The following is a 17,769-nucleotide window of genomic DNA, read 5'->3' as shown; positions in this document are numbered from 1 at the left end:
GACCCCGAACTTCGGGTCGACGTCCCGTCGGCCATCACCATGTATCCCCGCGACATCGAGAAGTGTCCGCGCCCCTGGGCACAGGAGCGGTACCGCCGGATCGTCCGATGGAGGTCACCCGAAAACGGGGGCCACTTCCCGTCGCTGGAGGTTCCCGAGTATTTCGTCAAAGACCTGCAAGAGGGCCTCGCGGAAGTGCTCGCGTGCCGCTGAGGGCGGAGCGCTGCCGTGCGTGCGGTGCGCCTACAGCCAGTCCCGCCGCTTGAAGATGAAGTACAGGCTCACGCAGACCACCGCCATCAGCAGGATCGCGAAGGGATAGCCGAACGCCCAGTCCAGCTCGGGCATTTCGTCGAAGTTCATTCCGTAGATGGTTCCCACCAGCGTGGGAGCGAACAGGATCGCCGCCCAGGACGAGATCTTCTTGATCTCCTCGTTCTGCTCGAACCCCGCCTCCGCCAACGCCCGCATCTCCGCGTTCTGCTGCTGCGTGACGAGCGTGGAGTTGACCGTGAGGATGTCGGTGAGGGCCTGGCGGAAGCCGTCCACTCGTTCGCTGGTGTGCGTGACGTGGTCGGCCACGTCGCGTAGGTAGCGCTGGAGTTCCTCGTCGGTGCGGTACTTCGCGAAGCCCGCCATCAAGGAGTGCAGCATGGCCACCAGGGGGCGGGTCGCGCGCTGGAACTCGACCATTTCTCGGGAGAGTTCGTAGATGCGGCGTGAGGCCTCCGGGTCGCCGCTGAAGACCTCGGTCTCGATCTCGTCGATGTCGTTCTGGACACCGGCGACGACCGGGGCGTACCCGTCGACCACCGCGTCCAGGATCGCGTACAGGACCGCTTCCGGGCCCAGCTTGAGGAGTTCGGGGCTCTCCTCCATGCGGCGGCGTACGCCGGTCAGGTCCGGGGCGGCGCCGTGGCGCACCGTGATGACGAAGTCGGGGCCCACGAACACGTGCAGCTCGCCGAAGTCGACCTCTTCGGTGGCGTCCAGGTAGCGGGCAGCGCGCAGGACGACGAAGAGGGTCTCCCCGTACCGCTCGAGCTTCGGCCGCTGGTGGGCCTCCATCGCGTCCTCGACGGCGAGCTCATGCAGGTCGAACTCGGCTGCCAGGGTGAGGAGTTCGGCCTCCGTCGGCCGGGCGAGGCCGATCCATGCCATGCCGTCGTGCTGCTCGCGCAGCTCCCGGAAGGTGTCGGCGAGGGAGGCGGGCGTCGCGACGCGGACCCCGTCGCGGTAGAGCGCGGCCTGGACGACGCTCGCAGCCTCCACCGGTGCGGGGGAGGGGGGAGCCGGCGTCGCCTCGGGGCTTCCGGAGTCACCGTTCCCTGAGGTCGAAGCGGGCTTGGCCGGGGCGGTGCGCCGCCAGCCGTGCCTCTTCGCGCTCGGTACGGGCCGGGCCCGACGCTCCGCCATGCTGGCTGCCTCCGATGTCTGATGGTGACTGGTGGTGTCTGGTGGCGCGCCTGGTGGTGTCGGGTGGTTCCTGGCGCTGTCGAACGTGCGTCTTGGTCGCTGATGGCTTCGAAGCAGGATATACGTCCCAAAAGTCGCGGGCGTGGCGACATCTCGGCGCGCTTGCGGACAGCAGATGTCCGCAACCCCCGCTAGCGTGCGGAGCATGACGAAGACGACTGGTGCGGCGGAAACGGTTGGTGCGGCGGGAACGGCTGGCGCGGCGGAGACGGCTGGCGCGGCGGGAACGACTGGCGCTGCGGAAACAGCTGGTGCGGCCAAGGCGACGGGCGCGCGGCCGAAGGCCGCTCGGGCGCAGGCGCAGCCGCACCCCGCCCCCGCCCCCGTACTCGGCACCCGCGCCCTCAACCGCGCCACCCTCGACCGTCAACTCCTCCTGCGCCGCTCTGCCGACCTCTCCGTCGATGGCGCCGTCGCCCACCTCCTCGGCCTTCAGGCGCAGAACGTGAAACCGCCCTACTTCGCCCTCGCCGCCCGGCTCGAAGGGTTCGACCCGGAGGACCTGTCGGGGCCGCTGGCCGCGCGCGACCTCGTACGCATCGTCACCATGCGCTCGACCATCCACCTGCACACCGCCGACGACGCCCTCACCCTGCGCCCGCTGGTGCAGGCCGCGCGCGACCGCGAGCTGCACGCCTTCCGCAAGGGGCTCACCGGAGTCGACCTGAAGGAACTCGCCTCGCTCGCCCGCGCCGCCGTCGAGGAGGAGCCCCGGACCATGAAGCAGCTGCGCGAGGTCCTGCTGCCCCGCTGGCCCGACGCCGACCCGCAGTCGCTTGCCGTCGCCGCCCGCTGCTCGCTGCCGCTGGTCCAGGTCACCCCGCGTGGCCTGTGGCGGCGCAGCGGGCAGGTCGCGCTCACCACCGCCGAGCACTGGATCGGCCGCCCGAGCGAGCCGGTGCCCGCGCCCGACGCCACCGTCCTGCGCTACCTCGCCGCCTTCGGGCCCGCCTCCGTCAAGGACATGCAGACCTGGGCGGGCCTGACGCGGCTGCGCGAGGTCTTCGAGCGGCTGCGGCCCCAACTGCGTACGTTCCGCGACGAGAACGGCGTCGAGCTCTTCGACCTGCCCGACGCGCCCCGCCCCGACGCGGACACCCCGGCTCCGGCGCGCCTCCTGCCCGAGTTCGACAACCTCCTCCTGTCGCACGCCGACCGCAGCCGGGTCGTGCCGCCCGAGTACAAGGGCCGCACCTGGAAGGGGAACCTCGCCTACAGCGTCTTCCTGATCGACGGCTTCCTGGAGGGCGTGTGGCGCATGGAGGAGGGCGCGGGGGATGGCAAGGACTCCGCCGTCCTCACCATCGAACCGTTCGGCACCCTGACCAAGGCGCAGCGCCGTGAACTGACCGATGAGGCGGAGCGGTTGCTGCGCGGCCCGCTGTGCGGGGCCACCACGTACGACGTGCGCTTCGGCACGGTCATCGAGCGCTGACCGGCGAAGGCCTCGGTCCGCACTCGGCCGTCGCCGAGGCCTCAGTCCGCCCCGCCCATCACCGAGGACTCAGTCCGCCCGCCCCGTAGCCGCGACCGTCACGCCGAGCCCGATCATCGTGACGCCCCCGGCCCCGCCGATCAGCGAAAGGCGCCGGTCCGAGCGCGCGAACCAGGAGCGGGCCGCGGAGGCCGTAAGCCCCCACAGCGTGTCCGTGACCAGGCCGATGCTGATCGGGACGAGGCCGAGCAGCAGCATCTGCGCGGGCAGATGACCCGCCGCGTGGTCGACGAACTGGGGCAGCACCGCCGCGAAGAACACGATGCCCTTCGGGTTCGTCACGCCGACGAGCGCCCCGTCCAGGAGCGTGCGCAGGTCGGTGCGCGCCTCCCCCGAGGACTCCGTCCCCATGGACTGCGCCCGCATCTCCTTGCGGTGCCGGAACGCCTGCACGCCGAGGAAGACCAGATACGCGGCCCCCGCCAGCTTCACCGCCATGAACACCGCGGCCGACCGCTCGACGAGCGATCCGACGCCGAACGCGACCGCGACGACCAGGGCGTACGACCCGACGACGTTGCCGAGTGCCGTCGCCACGGCAGTGCGCCTGCCATGGGCCAGGGCCCGGCCGATCACGAACAGGACGCTCGGCCCCGGGATCACGATCACCAGCAGTGACATCGCCGCGAAAGCGAGAATACGGTCGGTGGACACCATGTCCGTCACCCCCTCCGCGGCCCATTCAATCCGCTGCCACCGCCGCGGCGTAAGTGCCACCGCCACCGGCACCGTCACCGCCGCCGCGCATGGTGCTCACGGCAGCAGTCCCGCCCGCCGCGCCGCCACCACCGCCTCAAGGCGCGTGTGCGCCCCCAACTTCCGCATGGCCGCCCGCAGATACCCCTTCACCGTCTCGGGCCGCAGCCCGAGCCGCTCCGCCGCCACCGCGTTCGTCACGCCCCCGGCCACGCACGCGAGGACGTCCACCTCGCGCGGCGCGAGCGACACCGATCGCTCGCGTCCCGGCGGCAGCGTGGCCGCCGACGCCAACCGGCCGCACACCAACAGTATTTCCGCCCGCAACGCCGGGTCGGTGATCCGCGGGGCAAGACCCCGGAGCGCACCGTGCGCCTCGCGGACCTGCTCCCAGGCCTGCCCGGCGCCCGTCTGCGGTTCCGGTTCCCGCGCCGCCACGAGCAGCGCGCGCACCTCGTCACGTACGACAAGGGCCTGCTCCACGTCCCGCGCCGCCGCCACGGCGGCCGACAGCGTCCGGTCGCCCAGGGGCTGGGCCGAGCGCAGGGCCCCGTACAGAACGCCTCGCACCCTGCGCCGTACCACCACCGGCACCGCGAGCACCGAGCGCAGCCCCTCGGCGGCCACGGCACTGTCGTACTCATGGCTGATGTGGCGTGAGTCGTGATAATCCGTGACCGCGCACGGACGCGAGAGCGCGACCGCCTTGCCGCCGAGGCCGTTCCCCGACGACACCGCGAGCCCGCTCAGCGCACGCGTCCCGGTGCCCGTCAGCTCGCCGATCCGCACCTGCCGCTGCCCCTCGACGAGGCCCCCGAAGGCCACCGGCAGCCCCGTGCCGCGCCGCAGCCGCAGCAGCGCGGCCCGCATCTCGACCGCCTCGCCTCCGTCAGCCGTCACGCGTATGACCTTTCACCTCGGGACACCCCCGTCCGGGGGTGGTGACACCCGCATCACGAATTACACGATGCTACGTAGCGTCCGGCAATGACTCCGGCAATGACTCCGGCGAACAGCCCGGCAAGGTGCCGGGTACCGCACCGGCGACGAGGAGAGCGCAATGACGACCACGGGCACCAGCGCCACGGAACAGTTCCGCACGGCGCGGGACTTCCTGCTGCGGCATCGGGAGGACTACGAGGCCGCGTACGAGGGTTTCGGCTGGCCCCGGTTCGAGCGGTTCAACTGGGCGCTCGACTGGTTCGACGCGATCGCGGAGGGCAATGACCGCACGGCGCTGCACATCGCCGAGGAGGGCGGTGACGAACAGCGCTTCAGCTACGCCGAGTTGTCGGCACGCTCGAACCAGGTGGCCAACTGGCTGCGGGAGCAGGGCGTCGCCGCCGGTGACCGGATCCTGGTGATGCTCGGCAACCAGGTGGAGCTGTGGGAGACGGCGCTCGCGGCGATGAAGCTGCGCGCGGTGATGATCCCGGCGACGCCGCTGCTCGGGACGGTTGATCTGCGGGACCGGATCGAGCGGGGCAGGGCGCGGCATGTGATCACTCGCGGCGAGGACGTGGAGAAGTTCGACGGTGTGCCGGGGACGTACACGAGGATCGTGGTCGGGGACGGCTCCCCGGGCGGGGACTCCCCGAGCCAGGGCTGGCTGGCGTACGCGGACACGGCATCGGCCGCGCGGAACTTCGAGCCGGACGGCCCCACGGAGGCCGACGACCCGCTGATGCTGTACTTCACCTCGGGCACGACCTCGCAGCCGAAGCTGGTGGAGCACACCCATGTGTCCTACCCGGTCGGCCACTTGGCGACGATGTACTGGATCGGCCTGAAGCCGGGCGACGTCCACCTCAACATCTCCTCGCCGGGCTGGGCCAAGCACGCCTGGTCGAACCTCTTCGCCCCGTGGAACGCCGAGGCGACGGTCTTCATCTACAACTACACGCGCTTCGACGCGGGCGGCTTGATGGCGGAGATGGACCGGGTGGGCGTCACCAGCTTCTGCGCACCCCCCACGGTGTGGCGGATGCTGATCCAGGCGGATCTGGGGCAGTTGGGCACTCCGCCGCGGGAGATCGTGGCGGCAGGCGAGCCGTTGAACCCCGAGGTGATCGATGCGGTCAACCGCGCCTGGGGCGTGACGATCAGGGACGGCTTCGGACAGACGGAGACCGCCGTCCAGGTGTCCAACTCCCCGGGCCAGCGCCTGATCCCCGGCTCGATGGGCCGCCCGAGCCCCGGCTACCGGGTCACGCTCCTGGACCCGGTCACCGGCGAACCGGGGGCGGCGGAGGGGGAGATCTCCCTGGACCTGTCGGCGCGGCCCGTCGGCCTGATGACCGGCTACCACGGGGACGCGGAGCGCACCGCGGAGGCGATGGCGGACGGCTACTACCGCACGGGCGACATCGGATCGCTCGACGCCGACGGGTACCTCACCTATGTGGGCCGGAGCGATGACGTCTTCAAGTCCTCCGACTACAAGGTTTCTCCCTTCGAGCTGGAGAGCGCGCTCCTGGAGCACGAGGCGGTGGTGGAGGCCGCGGTCGTGCCCGCGCCCGACGCGGTGCGGCTCGCCGTCCCGAAGGCGTACGTCGTACTGGCGAAGGGCTGGACGCCGGGCGAGGAGACAGCGGAGGCGATCTTCGAGTACACCCGATCGGTGCTGGCTCCCTACAAGCGCATCCGGCGCATCGAGTTCACGGAGGAGCTGCCCAAGACGATCTCCGGCAAGATCCGGCGGGTCGACCTGCGGGAGCGGACGGCGAAGGGGTCGACGGAGGAGTGGCTGGAGCGCGGCAGGCGATGAGCAAGTGACCTGACGAGCGGCCGCACGGCGTCCCACCCCGGATCGCCCGGGGCCGGGGCGCCGTCGCGTCTCACCCCGGATCACCTGGGGCCGGGGCGCCGTCGCGTCTCACCCCGATCAGGAATCGCCGATGTGCTCCTCGGGATGGAGAACCCGCCCCGCTTCCTTCACGAACGCCTCCAACCCCTCCGATGCCGGAATCAGCGTGGCCCGCACCATCCCCAACGGATCGTGATCGGGGAACTTCACCACGTGCGAGACGATCCGAGAGACGTCCCGCCTGTCCAACTGCCCGGCCTGGACTGCCGCTTCCATCGCACTGTGCGGGTCGTCATCCCTGAGCACGTCGACCAGCGCGGACACCTCCTCATAGGCAGGCGCGCCCTCGGGGTTACGGTCTCGTTCCTCCCGCCACTGCTCCCGGACGTTCACGCCCGGCTCCGACGCCCAGATGTGCGCGTGGTGCCGCCATTCCCCCGCCGGAACGTTCCGGGCGGCCCGGCGGATCGCCGCCATCTCCCGCTCCATCTCCAGGACCTGCTCGAAGTGATGGCCGTCATCCGTCAGCCGCAACTCGTCCAACTTGCCGAACGCCATCACCAGACTGGCGTACCCGGACCCGTGCGCCCGGCAGACCAATACCTGATCGATGAAGGCCTTGGCCGCGTCCCGGACCCTCGGAGGCCCCTCGATCGATACGACGTCGTACTCCCAGCGGGCCGCGTCCAACGCCGCCAGGTACACCGCCGTGTCGGCGTCCACGTCAGGCCCCGGCTGCATCACGTACCGGTGCAGTGCGTCGACCAGGCCCCTCCCCACTCGGGCGAAGTCGGCGTAGACCGCGCGGCGGGCGTCGGTGGCGGCCTGACTGGACAGCCCCCGGTTCACCTCGCGGGTGGCGGCCAGCGTGGCGCGGGTCTGTTCCTCCGCCGCCTTCAGGGTGGCGCGGCTCTGCTCTTGGGCCGCTGCCAGGGTGGCTTTGCCGCCGGCGCGGGCGCCGAGGTAGCCGAGGGGAGCTGCCAGCATGGCCCCGATCAGGGCCAGGGCACCCGCCACTCCCTCGGGGGACATCAGGGCATCCCACACGGATGGGTCTTTCGCAGGCATGAGCGTCTGACTTCCCTTCTCTCCGACGATGCATGTGCCGGGCCCTGGAATCAGCGCCCATGCGCGACACCGGCCCGCGGGGTGGATCTCATCGAAGCGCCCTCATGGCCATCACCCACAGAGCCCTCATGGCCATCGGCCACAGAGAGTGTGACCATCCCCTCATGACGCTCACGACCCTCACTGTGGAGACCCCGCTCGGAGAGCTGCGGCTCAAGAAGGACACGGAAGCCGAATTCACCGGGCACCTGCCGGAAAGCTTCTGCTTCCAGGGGCGCGGCTTCGGCGGCTATACGGCGGCTCTCGCCGCCTTCGCCGGAATGCACTGGGCATCCGGCCGCCAACTGACCGGCCTGCACGCCCTCTTCCCCAACGTCGCCGTCGCCGGGGACCTCACGCTCAAGGTCGTTCCCTTGGTGCAGGGGCGCAGTGCCGCGTCCTGCCAGGTACGCGTCGAGCAAGGGGACAAGCTGGTCGTCCTGGCCTCCTTCTGGTTCGTGGAGGAGAAGCTGCTGGGTGCCCCCGGGCCCCGAGCACGGACCCACCCGGTTCCCGCCCCCGAATCCTGCGAGGAAATACCCTGGGTCGCCGAAGTGGCCCTATTTCTCAAGGGACTTCACGCCCGTAGCGCGGACTACCCCCTGTCCCTCGACGCGTTCGAGACCGACTACCGGGACGGCGGAAACTCCATGTCCCTCTGGGCGGTTCCCGAGAACGCCGGTACGGATGCCACGGCCGGACGTCTCACGGACATCATGTTCCTCGACGCGCACATGGTCGACGCCGGACTGCGGGCAGAGGCGCCCCACACCACCATCGTCTCCCTCGACCTGTCCGCCACCTGGGCCCACCCGTCGGCACCGCCCGACGCCACCCTCATGGAGGCGCGCGCGGACACCAGCGGCGAGCTCTCCGTCCTGTCGGCGGACCTCGTGAGCCGGGACGGAAACATCCGGGCCACCGGCGCCAGCCAGTGCCGCCTCTACCGCCCGCAACCGTGACCGTAAGGAGAGGACCCAACTCGTTCCGGTTCGGCGGATACAACGTCAGTCCCGTCCCTGGCAGATGACGATACGTCACGATACTTGCCGATCAGCGCTGTTGGCCGGACTGTCAGTGGGTCCTATTCGCCCGGGCCCGCGGCGAGGTCGAGCGGGTGTGGGCCGATGACGAGAAGCTCGACCGCATGGTCGAGCTGCCGTGGGCCACGCTGCTCGGCCGGACCGCTCTCGACGCCTGCACGCACGAGTTCACGGCCCGTTCTCGAAGGTGGATCGCGACCCGCTCGCCGTCCGCCTGGCCCGCCGCGTCGGCCACCGGGTACAGGGGGGAGACAGCCCCTGACCGGCACACAAGGGTCGACGAAGCGCTGACACCCGGGTCACACTTGGCCCGTGCTTCACAAGGCCCGCGTGGGAGGACTTCCGGTGAGTGAGCAGAGTGAACTGGGCGGACCGGGCGGGTCCGGCGGAGGTCTGTCGTATGCCCACGGTGCCAGTACGACGCCGCTGCTCGGCGACACCATCGGGCGCAACCTCGACCGGGCGATCGAGGCCTGGCCCCAGCGCGACGCGCTCGTGGACGTGGCGGCGGGGACGCGCTGGACGTACGCCGAATTCGGCTCCGCCGTCGAGCGGTTGGCCCGGGGGTTCATGGGGGTCGGAGTCGCCAAGGGTGATCGCGTCGGCATCTGGGCGGTGAACTGCGCCGAGTGGGTGCTCGTGCAGTACGCCACCGCGCGGATCGGCGCGATCATGGTGAACATCAACCCGGCCTATCGTGCGCACGAGTTGGAGTACGTGCTCAAGCAGGCCGGGGTGACGGTTCTCGTCGCCTCGCAGTCGCACAAGTCGAGCGACTACCGCGCGCTGGTGGAGCAGGTGCGGTCAGGCTGCCCCGAGCTGAGGTCCGTCCACTACATCGGGGACGGTTCATGGGACGAGCTGCTGGACGCGGCGGGGGCCGTGGATACGGGTGAACTCGCCGTACGTGAGGGGGAGTTGAGCTGTGACGACCCCGTCAACATCCAGTACACCTCGGGCACCACCGGCTTCCCCAAGGGGGCGACCCTCTCCCACCACAACATCCTCAACAACGGCTACTGGGTGGGCCGCACGGTCGGCTACACGGAGCAGGACCGGGTGTGCCTGCCCGTCCCCTTCTATCACTGCTTCGGCATGGTCATGGGAAACCTGGGCGCTACGTCCCACGGCGCCTGCATCGTCATTCCGGCACCGTCCTTCGACCCGGCCGCCACGCTGCACGCGGTGGAGCGCGAGCGCTGCACGTCGCTGTACGGGGTGCCGACGATGTTCATAGCGGAGCTGAACCTCTCCGGCTTCGCTGCGTACGACCTGAGTTCGCTGCGCACCGGCATCATGGCGGGCTCGCCCTGCCCGGTCGAGGTGATGAAGCGGGTGGTCGCCGAGATGCACATGGAGGAAGTCTCCATCTGTTACGGCATGACGGAGACGTCCCCTGTCTCGACGCAGACCCGCCGCACGGACGACCTGGAGCGGCGGACCGGAACGGTGGGGCGCGTCCTGCCGCACATCGAGGTGAAGGTCGTCGACCCGGTCAGCGGCGTGACGCTGTCCCGGGGCGCCTCCGGTGAGCTGTGCACGCGGGGCTACAGCGTGATGCTCGGCTACTGGAACGAGCCTTCGCGGACGGCGGAGGTGATCGACGCCGGGCGGTGGATGCACACGGGTGACCTGGCGGTCATGCGCGATGACGGCTACGTCCAGATCGTCGGCCGCATCAAGGACATGATCATCCGGGGCGGCGAGAACATCTACCCGCGCGAGATCGAGGAGTTCCTGTACGGCCACCCGAAGATCGCGGACGTCCAGGTGGTGGGCGTCCCCGACGAGCGCTACGGGGAGGTGCCGCTGGCCTGCGTGATCCTGCGGGACGCGGAGGATCCGCTGACGGTGGAGGAGCTGCGGGCCTTCTGCGAGGGGCAGTTGGCGCACTACAAGATCCCGGCCGGGCTGCGGATCCTGGAGAGCTTCCCCATGACGGTGTCCGGGAAGGTGCGGAAGATCGAGCTCAGGGAGCGGTACGGGGCGTAGTGCCGCCGGGGGTGAGCTCGCGGCGCATGGCCACGCGCGGCCAGCGGTCGAGGCCGAGCTCGGCCTCGTGGGCGCGGATCTTTCGGAGCCCCGGGGTGAGTTCGGCCTCGGCGAGCACGTGGAAGCCGATGCGGGCGTAGTAGGGGGCGTTCCAGGGGACGTCCGCGAAGGTGGTGAGGGTGAGGGCTTCTCGCCCCTCTTCGCGGGCGCGCTCCGCTGTGTGCTCGATCAGGGCCTGGCCGATGCGGTGGCGCGCCGCTCGGGGGTGGACGGTGACTTGCTCGATGTGCTCTGCCGTGTCCACGGGTTCGCTGAGGAGGTACGCGACGGGGGTGCCGTCGCTCTCGCCCTCGCCTGCGGCTACCCAGGCTCTGCCTGCGTGGCGGAATTCTTCCAGGAGGGCGAGGGCGGGGGGCTCGTCGTCGGCGATTGCCGCCATGCCGAGGGCGCGGAAGGGGGCGCCTGCGGCGCGCTCGATGTCCTGGAGCGTGGGGAGCTCGGCTCTCGTGGCTGGGCGGATGCGCATCTGCCGAGTATGGCTGTCTCTTGCCTGGCGGCTCCCGGCTTTTCTGTCCCGCCGCTTCGCGGCGGATGTTTCCCACCCACCCACCCGATTACCCCGCGGCCATCAGCTCGTCCGCCGCGCTGTTCACCGGCTGTGGCGTTCCCGTGAGGTCTATGACGAACAGCGGGATCGACAGTGCGTCCGCCCGTGCGCGGGCCGGTTCCTCGTAGCCCGCGAGGGAGAAGCAGACGCAGCTCACGGACTCGGTCATCGCGCTGAGCCATACGCACTCCACGTCACGCAGCGAGGTCGGCTGCACGGACGGCTCGATCAGCGCGATCATGCCCCGCGCCGCGACCCGTACCCCGGAAGGCGCCCGCTTGACCGCTCCCCGGATCTCCCCGTACCCGAGCCACCGCAGATACAGCGCCGCCACCGTCACCGCGTCCCGCGCCGTGCGCACCGGCACCGGCTGGAAGGCGGGCCGAGGTGTCGGAGCCGTCCGGGGCAGCGAGATGTGCGCCGGGGCTTCGGGCGGGGTCGGAGCTTCCGGTGTTGCCGGAGACGTCGGGCCGGCCGGTTGCGCCTCAATCGCGGGGCCGGTCGGCTGTGCCTCCACCACGGGGTCGGTCGGCTGCGCCTCCACCGCTGAGTCGTTCGACGGGGTCTGCACCCCGGGGTCGTTCGGTAGGGCCTGTGCCCCGGGGTCGGCCGGCGGGGCCTGTACCGCGGGGTCGGCCGGCGGGGCCTGTACCGCGGGGTCGGCCGGCGGGGCCTGTACCGCCCGCACCGGAATCCGCAGCACCGCCCCGCACCCGCACCCCAGCTCGGGCTGTGGCCACTGATCGCGGCGGCCGCACATCCGGCACCGCACGGTCACCCACTCCTCCGCCCACGTCCGGTCCGTCACCGGAGTCACCGTCGCGCCGCGCGCCACGGGCGGCACCACGGGGGCGCCGCACACGCAGGGGTAGGACGGAGGGGCGTACACATGCTCGCGCCGGCAGACCGGGCACCGTACCGGGACGCCGCTGTCCGTCATCACCCTCACCCGTCACCGTAACCGTCACCGCTCGCCGGTTCGTGACCTCCATCGTCCACCAAGTGGGCCTGCCTCGGCAGCCAGTTGAGCCAAGAACAGCGTGCCCGCCAGGGTCAGGGCGCGGCGGCGGCTGCCCGGCAGGGGCAGGCCCGCCATGCGGGCGACGGTGCGTGGGGCCGGTCTGGCCGCGGGGTGCCCGGCGAGGCAGGCGGTGATGAGGGGGAGCAGCTCCCTCGGTACGCCCGGCAGTGCCGGGTTCCCGCCTTCGGGGGTGAAGCCGCCTCGCCCCGTCGCCGCGAAGGCGAGTACCGCGCCGAGCGCGAAGACGTCCGCCGGCGGCTTGGCCACCCCGCCCCGTGCCGCCAGGACCTCGGGCGCCGTGTACGACGTCCCCCCTCCCCGCGTCCCTCCCTGTGTTCTCGTGCCGAAGTCGACGACGCGGGGCCCGTCAGCGGCCAGGATCACCTTCGACGGCCGCAGGCCACCGTGCACGAGCCCCGCCCGGTGGATGTCGTTCAGCGCCCCGGCGAGTGCGCTCGCCAAGGCGCGCAGCTCCGGCGCTCCGAGCGGCCCGCCGAGATCCCGTACCCGCGTGGCGAGCGTCGGTCCTGGGACGTACTCCGTGGCGAGCCAGGGCACCGCACCCCGCGGGTCCGCGTCGACGAGCGCGGCGATCCGGGGCCCCCTTACCGCGCCGATCGCGTGGACCTCGCGGGCGAAGCGCGTACGGAACTCCTGGTCACCGGCGAGTGAGGCGTGCACGACCCGGAGGGCGGCGGCGCGCCCCGCCCCGTCGTGCGCGAGGAAGACCGGCCCGAGGCTGCCCTGCCCGAGCAGCGGGCCCGCCGCCCAGCGGCCGTACCTGTGTCGGGTGAATGACGCCGCGTCCGGTGAACTGGCCACGCTCGACCCCCCGATGGTGTGGCCGAATTCCATGCGAATTCAACGACTGGGACGCGCCCCTCGGGCAGGCCGGTTCCCGGCCATCTCTTGACGGTCTCCACTGGACCCGCCTACATTGCTTCCATATAGCAGAACATCTTTTCCACAATGCGGAAACAGAAGCTCACCGCGGGGCGCGACGGGAGCCGGATCCGCCAGCCGTATCCGTCAGCCGAAGAGCTGATCAAGCTGTCGAAGCTGTTGTCGAAGCAGGAGAACCCCATGGCCCGTATGACCGCTGTCCGCGCGGCAGTTGAGATCCTCAAGCGCGAGGGCGTCACCAACGCGTTCGGTGTGCCCGGCGCGGCGATCAACCCGTTCTACAAGGCGCTCCAGCAGGGCGGTGGCATCGACCACACGCTCGCGAGGCACGTCGAGGGCGCCTCGCACATGGCCGAGGGGTACACCCGCGCCAACCCCGGCAACATCGGCGTCTGCATCGGTACGTCGGGCCCGGCGGGCACCGACATGATCACCGGTCTGTACTCCGCGACCGGTGACTCGATCCCGATCCTCTGCATCACCGGCCAGGCGCCCACGCACCTGCTCCACAAGGAGGACTTCCAGGCCGTCGACATCGCGTCGATCGCCACGCCGGTCACGAAGATGGCCGTCACGGTCCTGGAGGCCGCGCAGGTCCCCGGCATCTTCCAGCAGGCGTTCCACCTGATGCGCTCGGGCCGCCCGGGTCCGGTCCTCATCGACCTGCCGATCGACGTCCAGCAGACCGAGATCGAGTTCGACATCGACACGTACGAGCCGCTGCCGGTCTACAAGCCGTCCGCGACCCGCGCGCAGATCGAGAAGGCGATCACGTACCTGGTCGAGTCCGAGCGTCCGCTGATCGTCGCCGGCGGCGGCATCATCAACGCCGACGCCTCCGACCTCCTGGTCGAGTTCGCCGAGATCACCAACACCCCTGTCGTGCCGACCCTGATGGGCTGGGGCACGATCCCCGACGACCACGACCTGAACGCGGGCATGGTCGGCCAGCAGACCGGCCACCGGTACGGCAACGCCACGTTCCTGGAGTCGGACTTCGTCCTCGGCATCGGCAACCGCTGGGCCAACCGTCACACCGGCTACAAGCTGGACGTGTACACCCAGGGCCGCAAGTTCGTGCACGTCGACATCGAGCCGACCCAGATCGGCAAGATCTTCGCGCCGGACTACGGAATCGCGTCGGACGCCAAGGTCGCGCTCGAGCTCTTCGTCGAGGTGGCCAAGGAGCTCAAGGCCGCCGGCAAGCTCCCCGACCGCTCCGAGTGGGTTGCCTCCCACCTGGAGCGCAAGGAGACGCTGCAGCGCCGCACGCACTTCGACAACATCCCCATGAAGCCGCAGCGCGTCTACGAGGAGATGAACAAGGCCTTCGGCCCGGAGACGCGTTACGTCACCACCATCGGCCTCTCGCAGATCGCGGGCGCCCAGATGCTGCACGTCTACAAGCCGCGCCACTGGATCAACTGCGGCCAGGCGGGCCCGCTCGGCTGGACGATCCCGGCCGCGCTGGGTGTCGCCACCGCGGACCCGGAGACCCCGGTCGTCGCCCTGTCCGGCGACTACGACTTCCAGTTCATGATCGAGGAGCTGGCGGTCGGCGCGCAGCACCGCATCCCGTACGTCCACGTCCTGGTGAACAACGCCTACCTCGGCCTGATCCGCCAGGCGCAGATCGGTCTGGACATCAACTTCCAGGTCAACCTGGAATTCGAGAACCAGAACAGCCCCGAGCTGGGCGTCTACGGCGTCGACCACGTCAAGGTCGCCGAGGGCCTGGGCTGCAAGGCCATCCGCGTCACCGACCCGAACGAACTGGGCGAGGCCTTCGAGCAGGCCAAGAAGCTGGCCCAGGAGCACCAGGTCCCGGTCGTCGTCGAGGCGATCCTGGAGCGCATCACCAACATCTCCATGAGCCCCACGGCCGACATCAGCGCGGTCAAGGAGTTCGAGGAGATCGCCACGGAGCCGGGCCACGCGCCCACCGCCATCAGGCCGCTGAAGGTCTGACGGCAGCGCCACACGGCGCTCTGAGGGGCGGTCCACCCGAGCGGGGTGGACCGCCCCTTCGGTGTGTGCGGACTTAGTGTGTGCGGATGGAATCGCTTGAGGGTCTGCCGGTCATGACCTGCGAGGACCGGGCGGAGCTCGACGCCTGGCTCGACGCGCACCACGGCACCGCTCCTGGCCTGTGGCTGATGGTCGCCAAGAAGGCATCGGGCGTGCCGTCGGTGACGGCGGGGGAGATCATCGACGTGGCGCTCTGCCACGGCTGGATCGACGGCCAGCGCAGGTCGTACGACGGCGTGTACTACCTGCAGAAGATCACCCGGCGCAGGCCGCGCGGCCTCTGGTCGAAGGTGAACGTGCAGAAGGTGGAGGCCCTGACCGCCGCAGGGCGCATGCGCGAGGCGGGCCTGGCGGAAGTGGCGGCGGCCAAGGCGGACGGCCGCTGGGAGGCGGCCTACGAGTCCCAGCGCAACGCCACGGTGCCGGACGACCTGACGGCGGCGCTGGCGGCCAGCCCGGCGGCTCGCGAGACCTTCGAGGCCCTGGGCAAGTCGGACCAGTACGTGGTCCTGCACCGCCTGATGACGGCGAGAACCCCCGCCACACGGGCCGCCAGGCTGGAACGGATGGTGGCCAAGCTGGCGTCGGGGCGCCCCGAAGGGGCGCGGGGAACTGCGCGACAAGCCACGACGAACCCGCGGACGCACAAAGGAGCGCCGGGTAGGGGACCGTCCCTACCCGGCGCTCTGCCTGAGGAGTTGTAGCCGTCCGACCGCGCGCGACTGGCGGAACATGCATACGCGCTGCCGGACGGAGTCATATGGGTCCAAGGCCCAGGGGCCCGAAAGCGGCTGGGACCGCGGCGGCTGCGAATGGACCGGCGGTGTTCCCTTCCCTCAGGTCGAGAAGGGAGCCGCCTGACCTTTACCACCGCACTGGCTCGCAGAGCCGCCGCGGTCCTCGTCCGGCCCGGTCACACCACGGGACCACCCCTCATCCGGGTCCGTGATGGTGCGGGCGCAGCACCAGTGAACTGACCTCCCGTCAATTCACCGGTGCAGTCCGGGAGTTCTTAGTCCTCGCGCAGGGCGCGGACGGCCTCCTCCACGCGCTTGCCGTACTCGGCGTCGGCGGCGTGGAAGTGGGCGAGGTTCTTCTCGATGACGTCGTCACGGGTGACCTGCGAGAGGCCGCCCGCGATGTTCGCCACCAGACGGGCCTGCTCCTCGGCCGACATCAGGCGGTAGAGCTCACCCGCCTGGAAGAAGTGGTCGTCCTTGGTGTGCAGCGGGGCCTCGTGCGTGCCCGTGTGGCCGTTGACGGCCAGTGGGGCGGAGAGCGCCTGGCCGGTCTCGACCGGGCCGTCGTACGAGTTGGGCTCGTAGTTCTTGCGGTCACGGCCGTACGCGTTGGACGCCATCAGGCCGTCACGGCCGTAGTTGTCCGCGGTGGTGGCCTTCGGCGCGTTCACCGCGAGCAGCGTGTGGTTGACGCCCAGGCGGTAGCGGTGCGCGTCCGCGTAGGCGAACAGGCGGCCCTGCAGCATCTTGTCGGGCGATGGACCGATGCCCGGAACGAAGTTGTTCGGGGAGAAGGCGGCCTGCTCGACCTCGGCGAAGACGTTGTCGGGGTTGCGGTCCAGGACCAGGCGGCCCACGCGCTGCAGCGGGTAGTCGCTGTGCGGCCACACCTTCGTCAGGTCGAAGGGGTTGAAGCGGTAGTCGGCCGCGTCGGCCGCCGGCATGATCTGCACGTGCAGCGTCCAGGACGGGTTCACACCACGCTCGATGGCCTGGAGGAGGTCCGTCTGGTGCGAGTTGGCGTCCTTGCCCGCGAGCTCGGCACCCTGCTCCGCCGAAAGGCTGCGTACGCCCTGGTTCGTCTTGAAGTGGTACTTCACGAAGAAGGCCTCGCCCGCCTCGTTCGTCCACTGGTAGGTGTGCGAGCCGTAGCCGTTCATGTGGCGGTACGACGCGGGGATGCCGCGGTCACCCATCAGCCACGTCACCTGGTGCGTCGCCTCGGGGGCGTGCGCCCAGAAGTCCCAGACGTTGTCCGGCTCCTGCTTGCCCGTGAAGGGGTCGCGCTTCTGGGAGTGGATGAAGTCGGGGAACTTGATCGGGTCCTTGATGAAGAACACCGGGGTGTTGTTGCCGACGAGGTCGTAGTTGCCCTCTTCGGTGTAGAACTTCAGCGCGAAGCCGCGCGGGTCACGGACCGCGTCCGCGCCGCCGAGGCTGTCCGCCACCGTGGAGAAGCGCAGGAACGTCTCGGTGCGCTTGCCGACGGTGTTCAGGAAGTCGGCCGAGGTGTACGCGGTGACGTCGTCGGTCACCTCGAAGTAGCCGTACGCGCCGGAACCGCGGGCGTGCACCACACGCTCCGGGATGCGCTCGCGGTTGAAGCGGGCGAGCTTCTCGAGGAGGTGCTGGTCCTGGAGGAGAAGCGGGCCACCGACGCCGGCGGTGGCTGAGTTCTGATTGTCGGCGACGGGGGCGCCGGACTCGGTCGTGAGCACACGCTTCGACATGGTGGCGGGGTTGACCTTCCGTACGGACTGCTGAAACTGCTGAAGTGACGTGAGCGTAAGTACGCCTGAACAGCTACGTCAACAGTTTGTTGAAGTTTTGGGTGGGGCTTGTTCACTGGTGGTGC

Annotated in this window: 14 protein-coding genes and 2 pseudogenes; 7 read left to right on the top strand and 9 right to left on the bottom strand. The window is 70.2% G+C overall.

Annotation, left to right across the window (positions count from 1 at the left end):
* Positions 1-213, top strand: a pseudogene (locus tag ABZ833_RS12400) (epoxide hydrolase); the annotation flags it as partial.
* Between the two features lie 30 nt (positions 214-243).
* Here the strand turns inward: ABZ833_RS12400 and ABZ833_RS12395 are convergent.
* Entirely contained in the window at positions 244-1,416 is a 1,173-nt protein-coding gene (locus ABZ833_RS12395; RefSeq protein ID WP_361044713.1) for a magnesium and cobalt transport protein CorA, read from the bottom strand.
* Positions 1,417-1,621: 205 nt separating this feature from the next.
* On the opposite strand from ABZ833_RS12395, the gene ABZ833_RS12390 reads away from it, so the two are divergent.
* The gene (locus tag ABZ833_RS12390) at positions 1,622-2,911 is read left to right on the top strand and encodes a winged helix DNA-binding domain-containing protein (RefSeq protein ID WP_361044710.1); all 1,290 of its coding nucleotides are present in this window, start codon (positions 1,622-1,624) and stop codon (positions 2,909-2,911) included.
* 69 nt (positions 2,912-2,980) lie between these two features.
* Here ABZ833_RS12390 and ABZ833_RS12385 read toward each other — a convergent pair whose 3' ends face one another.
* Positions 2,981-3,628: a LysE family translocator gene (locus tag ABZ833_RS12385; protein ID WP_361044708.1), complete on the bottom strand. Its 648-nt coding sequence runs from the start codon at positions 3,626-3,628 to the stop codon at positions 2,981-2,983.
* A gap of 96 nt (positions 3,629-3,724) precedes the next feature.
* Positions 3,725-4,567, bottom strand: coding sequence for a helix-turn-helix transcriptional regulator (locus ABZ833_RS12380; protein WP_361044705.1), 843 nt, complete (start codon positions 4,565-4,567; stop codon positions 3,725-3,727).
* A 160-nt stretch (positions 4,568-4,727) separates the two neighbouring features.
* Here ABZ833_RS12380 and ABZ833_RS12375 point away from each other — a divergent pair, with 160 nt between their 5' ends.
* The gene (locus ABZ833_RS12375; RefSeq protein ID WP_361044703.1) at positions 4,728-6,434 is read left to right on the top strand and encodes an AMP-binding protein; all 1,707 of its coding nucleotides are present in this window, start codon (positions 4,728-4,730) and stop codon (positions 6,432-6,434) included.
* 117 nt (positions 6,435-6,551) lie between these two features.
* On the opposite strand, the gene ABZ833_RS12370 is transcribed toward ABZ833_RS12375, so the two are convergent.
* Positions 6,552-7,505, bottom strand: coding sequence for a hypothetical protein (locus ABZ833_RS12370; RefSeq protein WP_361044701.1), 954 nt, complete (start codon positions 7,503-7,505; stop codon positions 6,552-6,554).
* Between the two features lie 200 nt (positions 7,506-7,705).
* Here ABZ833_RS12370 and ABZ833_RS12365 point away from each other — a divergent pair, with 200 nt between their 5' ends.
* Positions 7,706-8,542, top strand: coding sequence for an acyl-CoA thioesterase domain-containing protein (locus tag ABZ833_RS12365; RefSeq protein WP_361044699.1), 837 nt, complete (start codon positions 7,706-7,708; stop codon positions 8,540-8,542).
* 122 nt (positions 8,543-8,664) lie between these two features.
* Here the strand turns inward: ABZ833_RS12365 and ABZ833_RS12360 are convergent, their stop codons facing one another.
* Positions 8,665-8,787 carry a hypothetical protein gene (locus tag ABZ833_RS12360; RefSeq protein WP_361044697.1) on the bottom strand — a complete coding sequence of 41 codons (123 nt, stop codon included), beginning with the start codon at positions 8,785-8,787 and terminating at the stop codon, positions 8,665-8,667.
* A gap of 181 nt (positions 8,788-8,968) precedes the next feature.
* Between ABZ833_RS12360 and ABZ833_RS12355 the strand changes: the two genes are divergently transcribed.
* A complete protein-coding gene (locus tag ABZ833_RS12355; protein WP_361044696.1) occupies positions 8,969-10,615 on the top strand; it encodes an AMP-binding protein in 1,647 nt (548 codons plus the stop codon).
* On the opposite strand, the gene ABZ833_RS12350 is transcribed toward ABZ833_RS12355, so the two are convergent.
* From ABZ833_RS12350 to ABZ833_RS12340, 3 genes are all read right to left on the bottom strand, one after another.
* A complete protein-coding gene (locus tag ABZ833_RS12350) occupies positions 10,593-11,225 on the bottom strand; it encodes a GNAT family N-acetyltransferase (RefSeq protein WP_361044694.1) in 633 nt (210 codons plus the stop codon). The two genes, ABZ833_RS12355 and ABZ833_RS12350, sit on opposite strands and share 23 nt — an antisense overlap.
* 4 nt (positions 11,226-11,229) lie before the next feature.
* A complete protein-coding gene (locus ABZ833_RS12345; protein WP_361044692.1) occupies positions 11,230-12,030 on the bottom strand; it encodes a hypothetical protein in 801 nt (266 codons plus the stop codon).
* Positions 12,031-12,186: 156 nt separating this feature from the next.
* The gene (locus ABZ833_RS12340; RefSeq protein WP_361044690.1) at positions 12,187-13,065 is read right to left on the bottom strand and encodes a protein kinase; all 879 of its coding nucleotides are present in this window, start codon (positions 13,063-13,065) and stop codon (positions 12,187-12,189) included.
* 261 nt (positions 13,066-13,326) lie between these two features.
* Between ABZ833_RS12340 and gcl the strand changes: the two genes are divergently transcribed.
* Positions 13,327-15,114 (top strand): glyoxylate carboligase, encoded by a 1,788-nt coding sequence (gcl, locus tag ABZ833_RS12335; RefSeq protein ID WP_361044858.1) that lies wholly within the window; start codon positions 13,327-13,329, stop codon positions 15,112-15,114.
* Positions 15,115-15,200: 86 nt separating this feature from the next.
* Positions 15,201-15,767 (top strand): annotated as a pseudogene (locus ABZ833_RS12330) (YdeI/OmpD-associated family protein); the annotation flags it as partial.
* 419 nt (positions 15,768-16,186) lie between these two features.
* Here ABZ833_RS12330 and ABZ833_RS12325 read toward each other — a convergent pair.
* A complete protein-coding gene (locus ABZ833_RS12325; RefSeq protein ID WP_361044688.1) occupies positions 16,187-17,644 on the bottom strand; it encodes a catalase in 1,458 nt (485 codons plus the stop codon).
* Positions 17,645-17,769: the final 125 nt, after the last annotated feature.

Origin of the sequence: Streptomyces sp. NPDC047525, from assembly GCF_040643025.1 — a bacterium.
GTDB lineage: Bacteria > Actinomycetota > Actinomycetes > Streptomycetales > Streptomycetaceae > Streptomyces > Streptomyces durmitorensis.
Note: the sequence above shows the minus strand (reverse complement) of the source record. Positions and strands in the feature narration are given on the sequence as shown.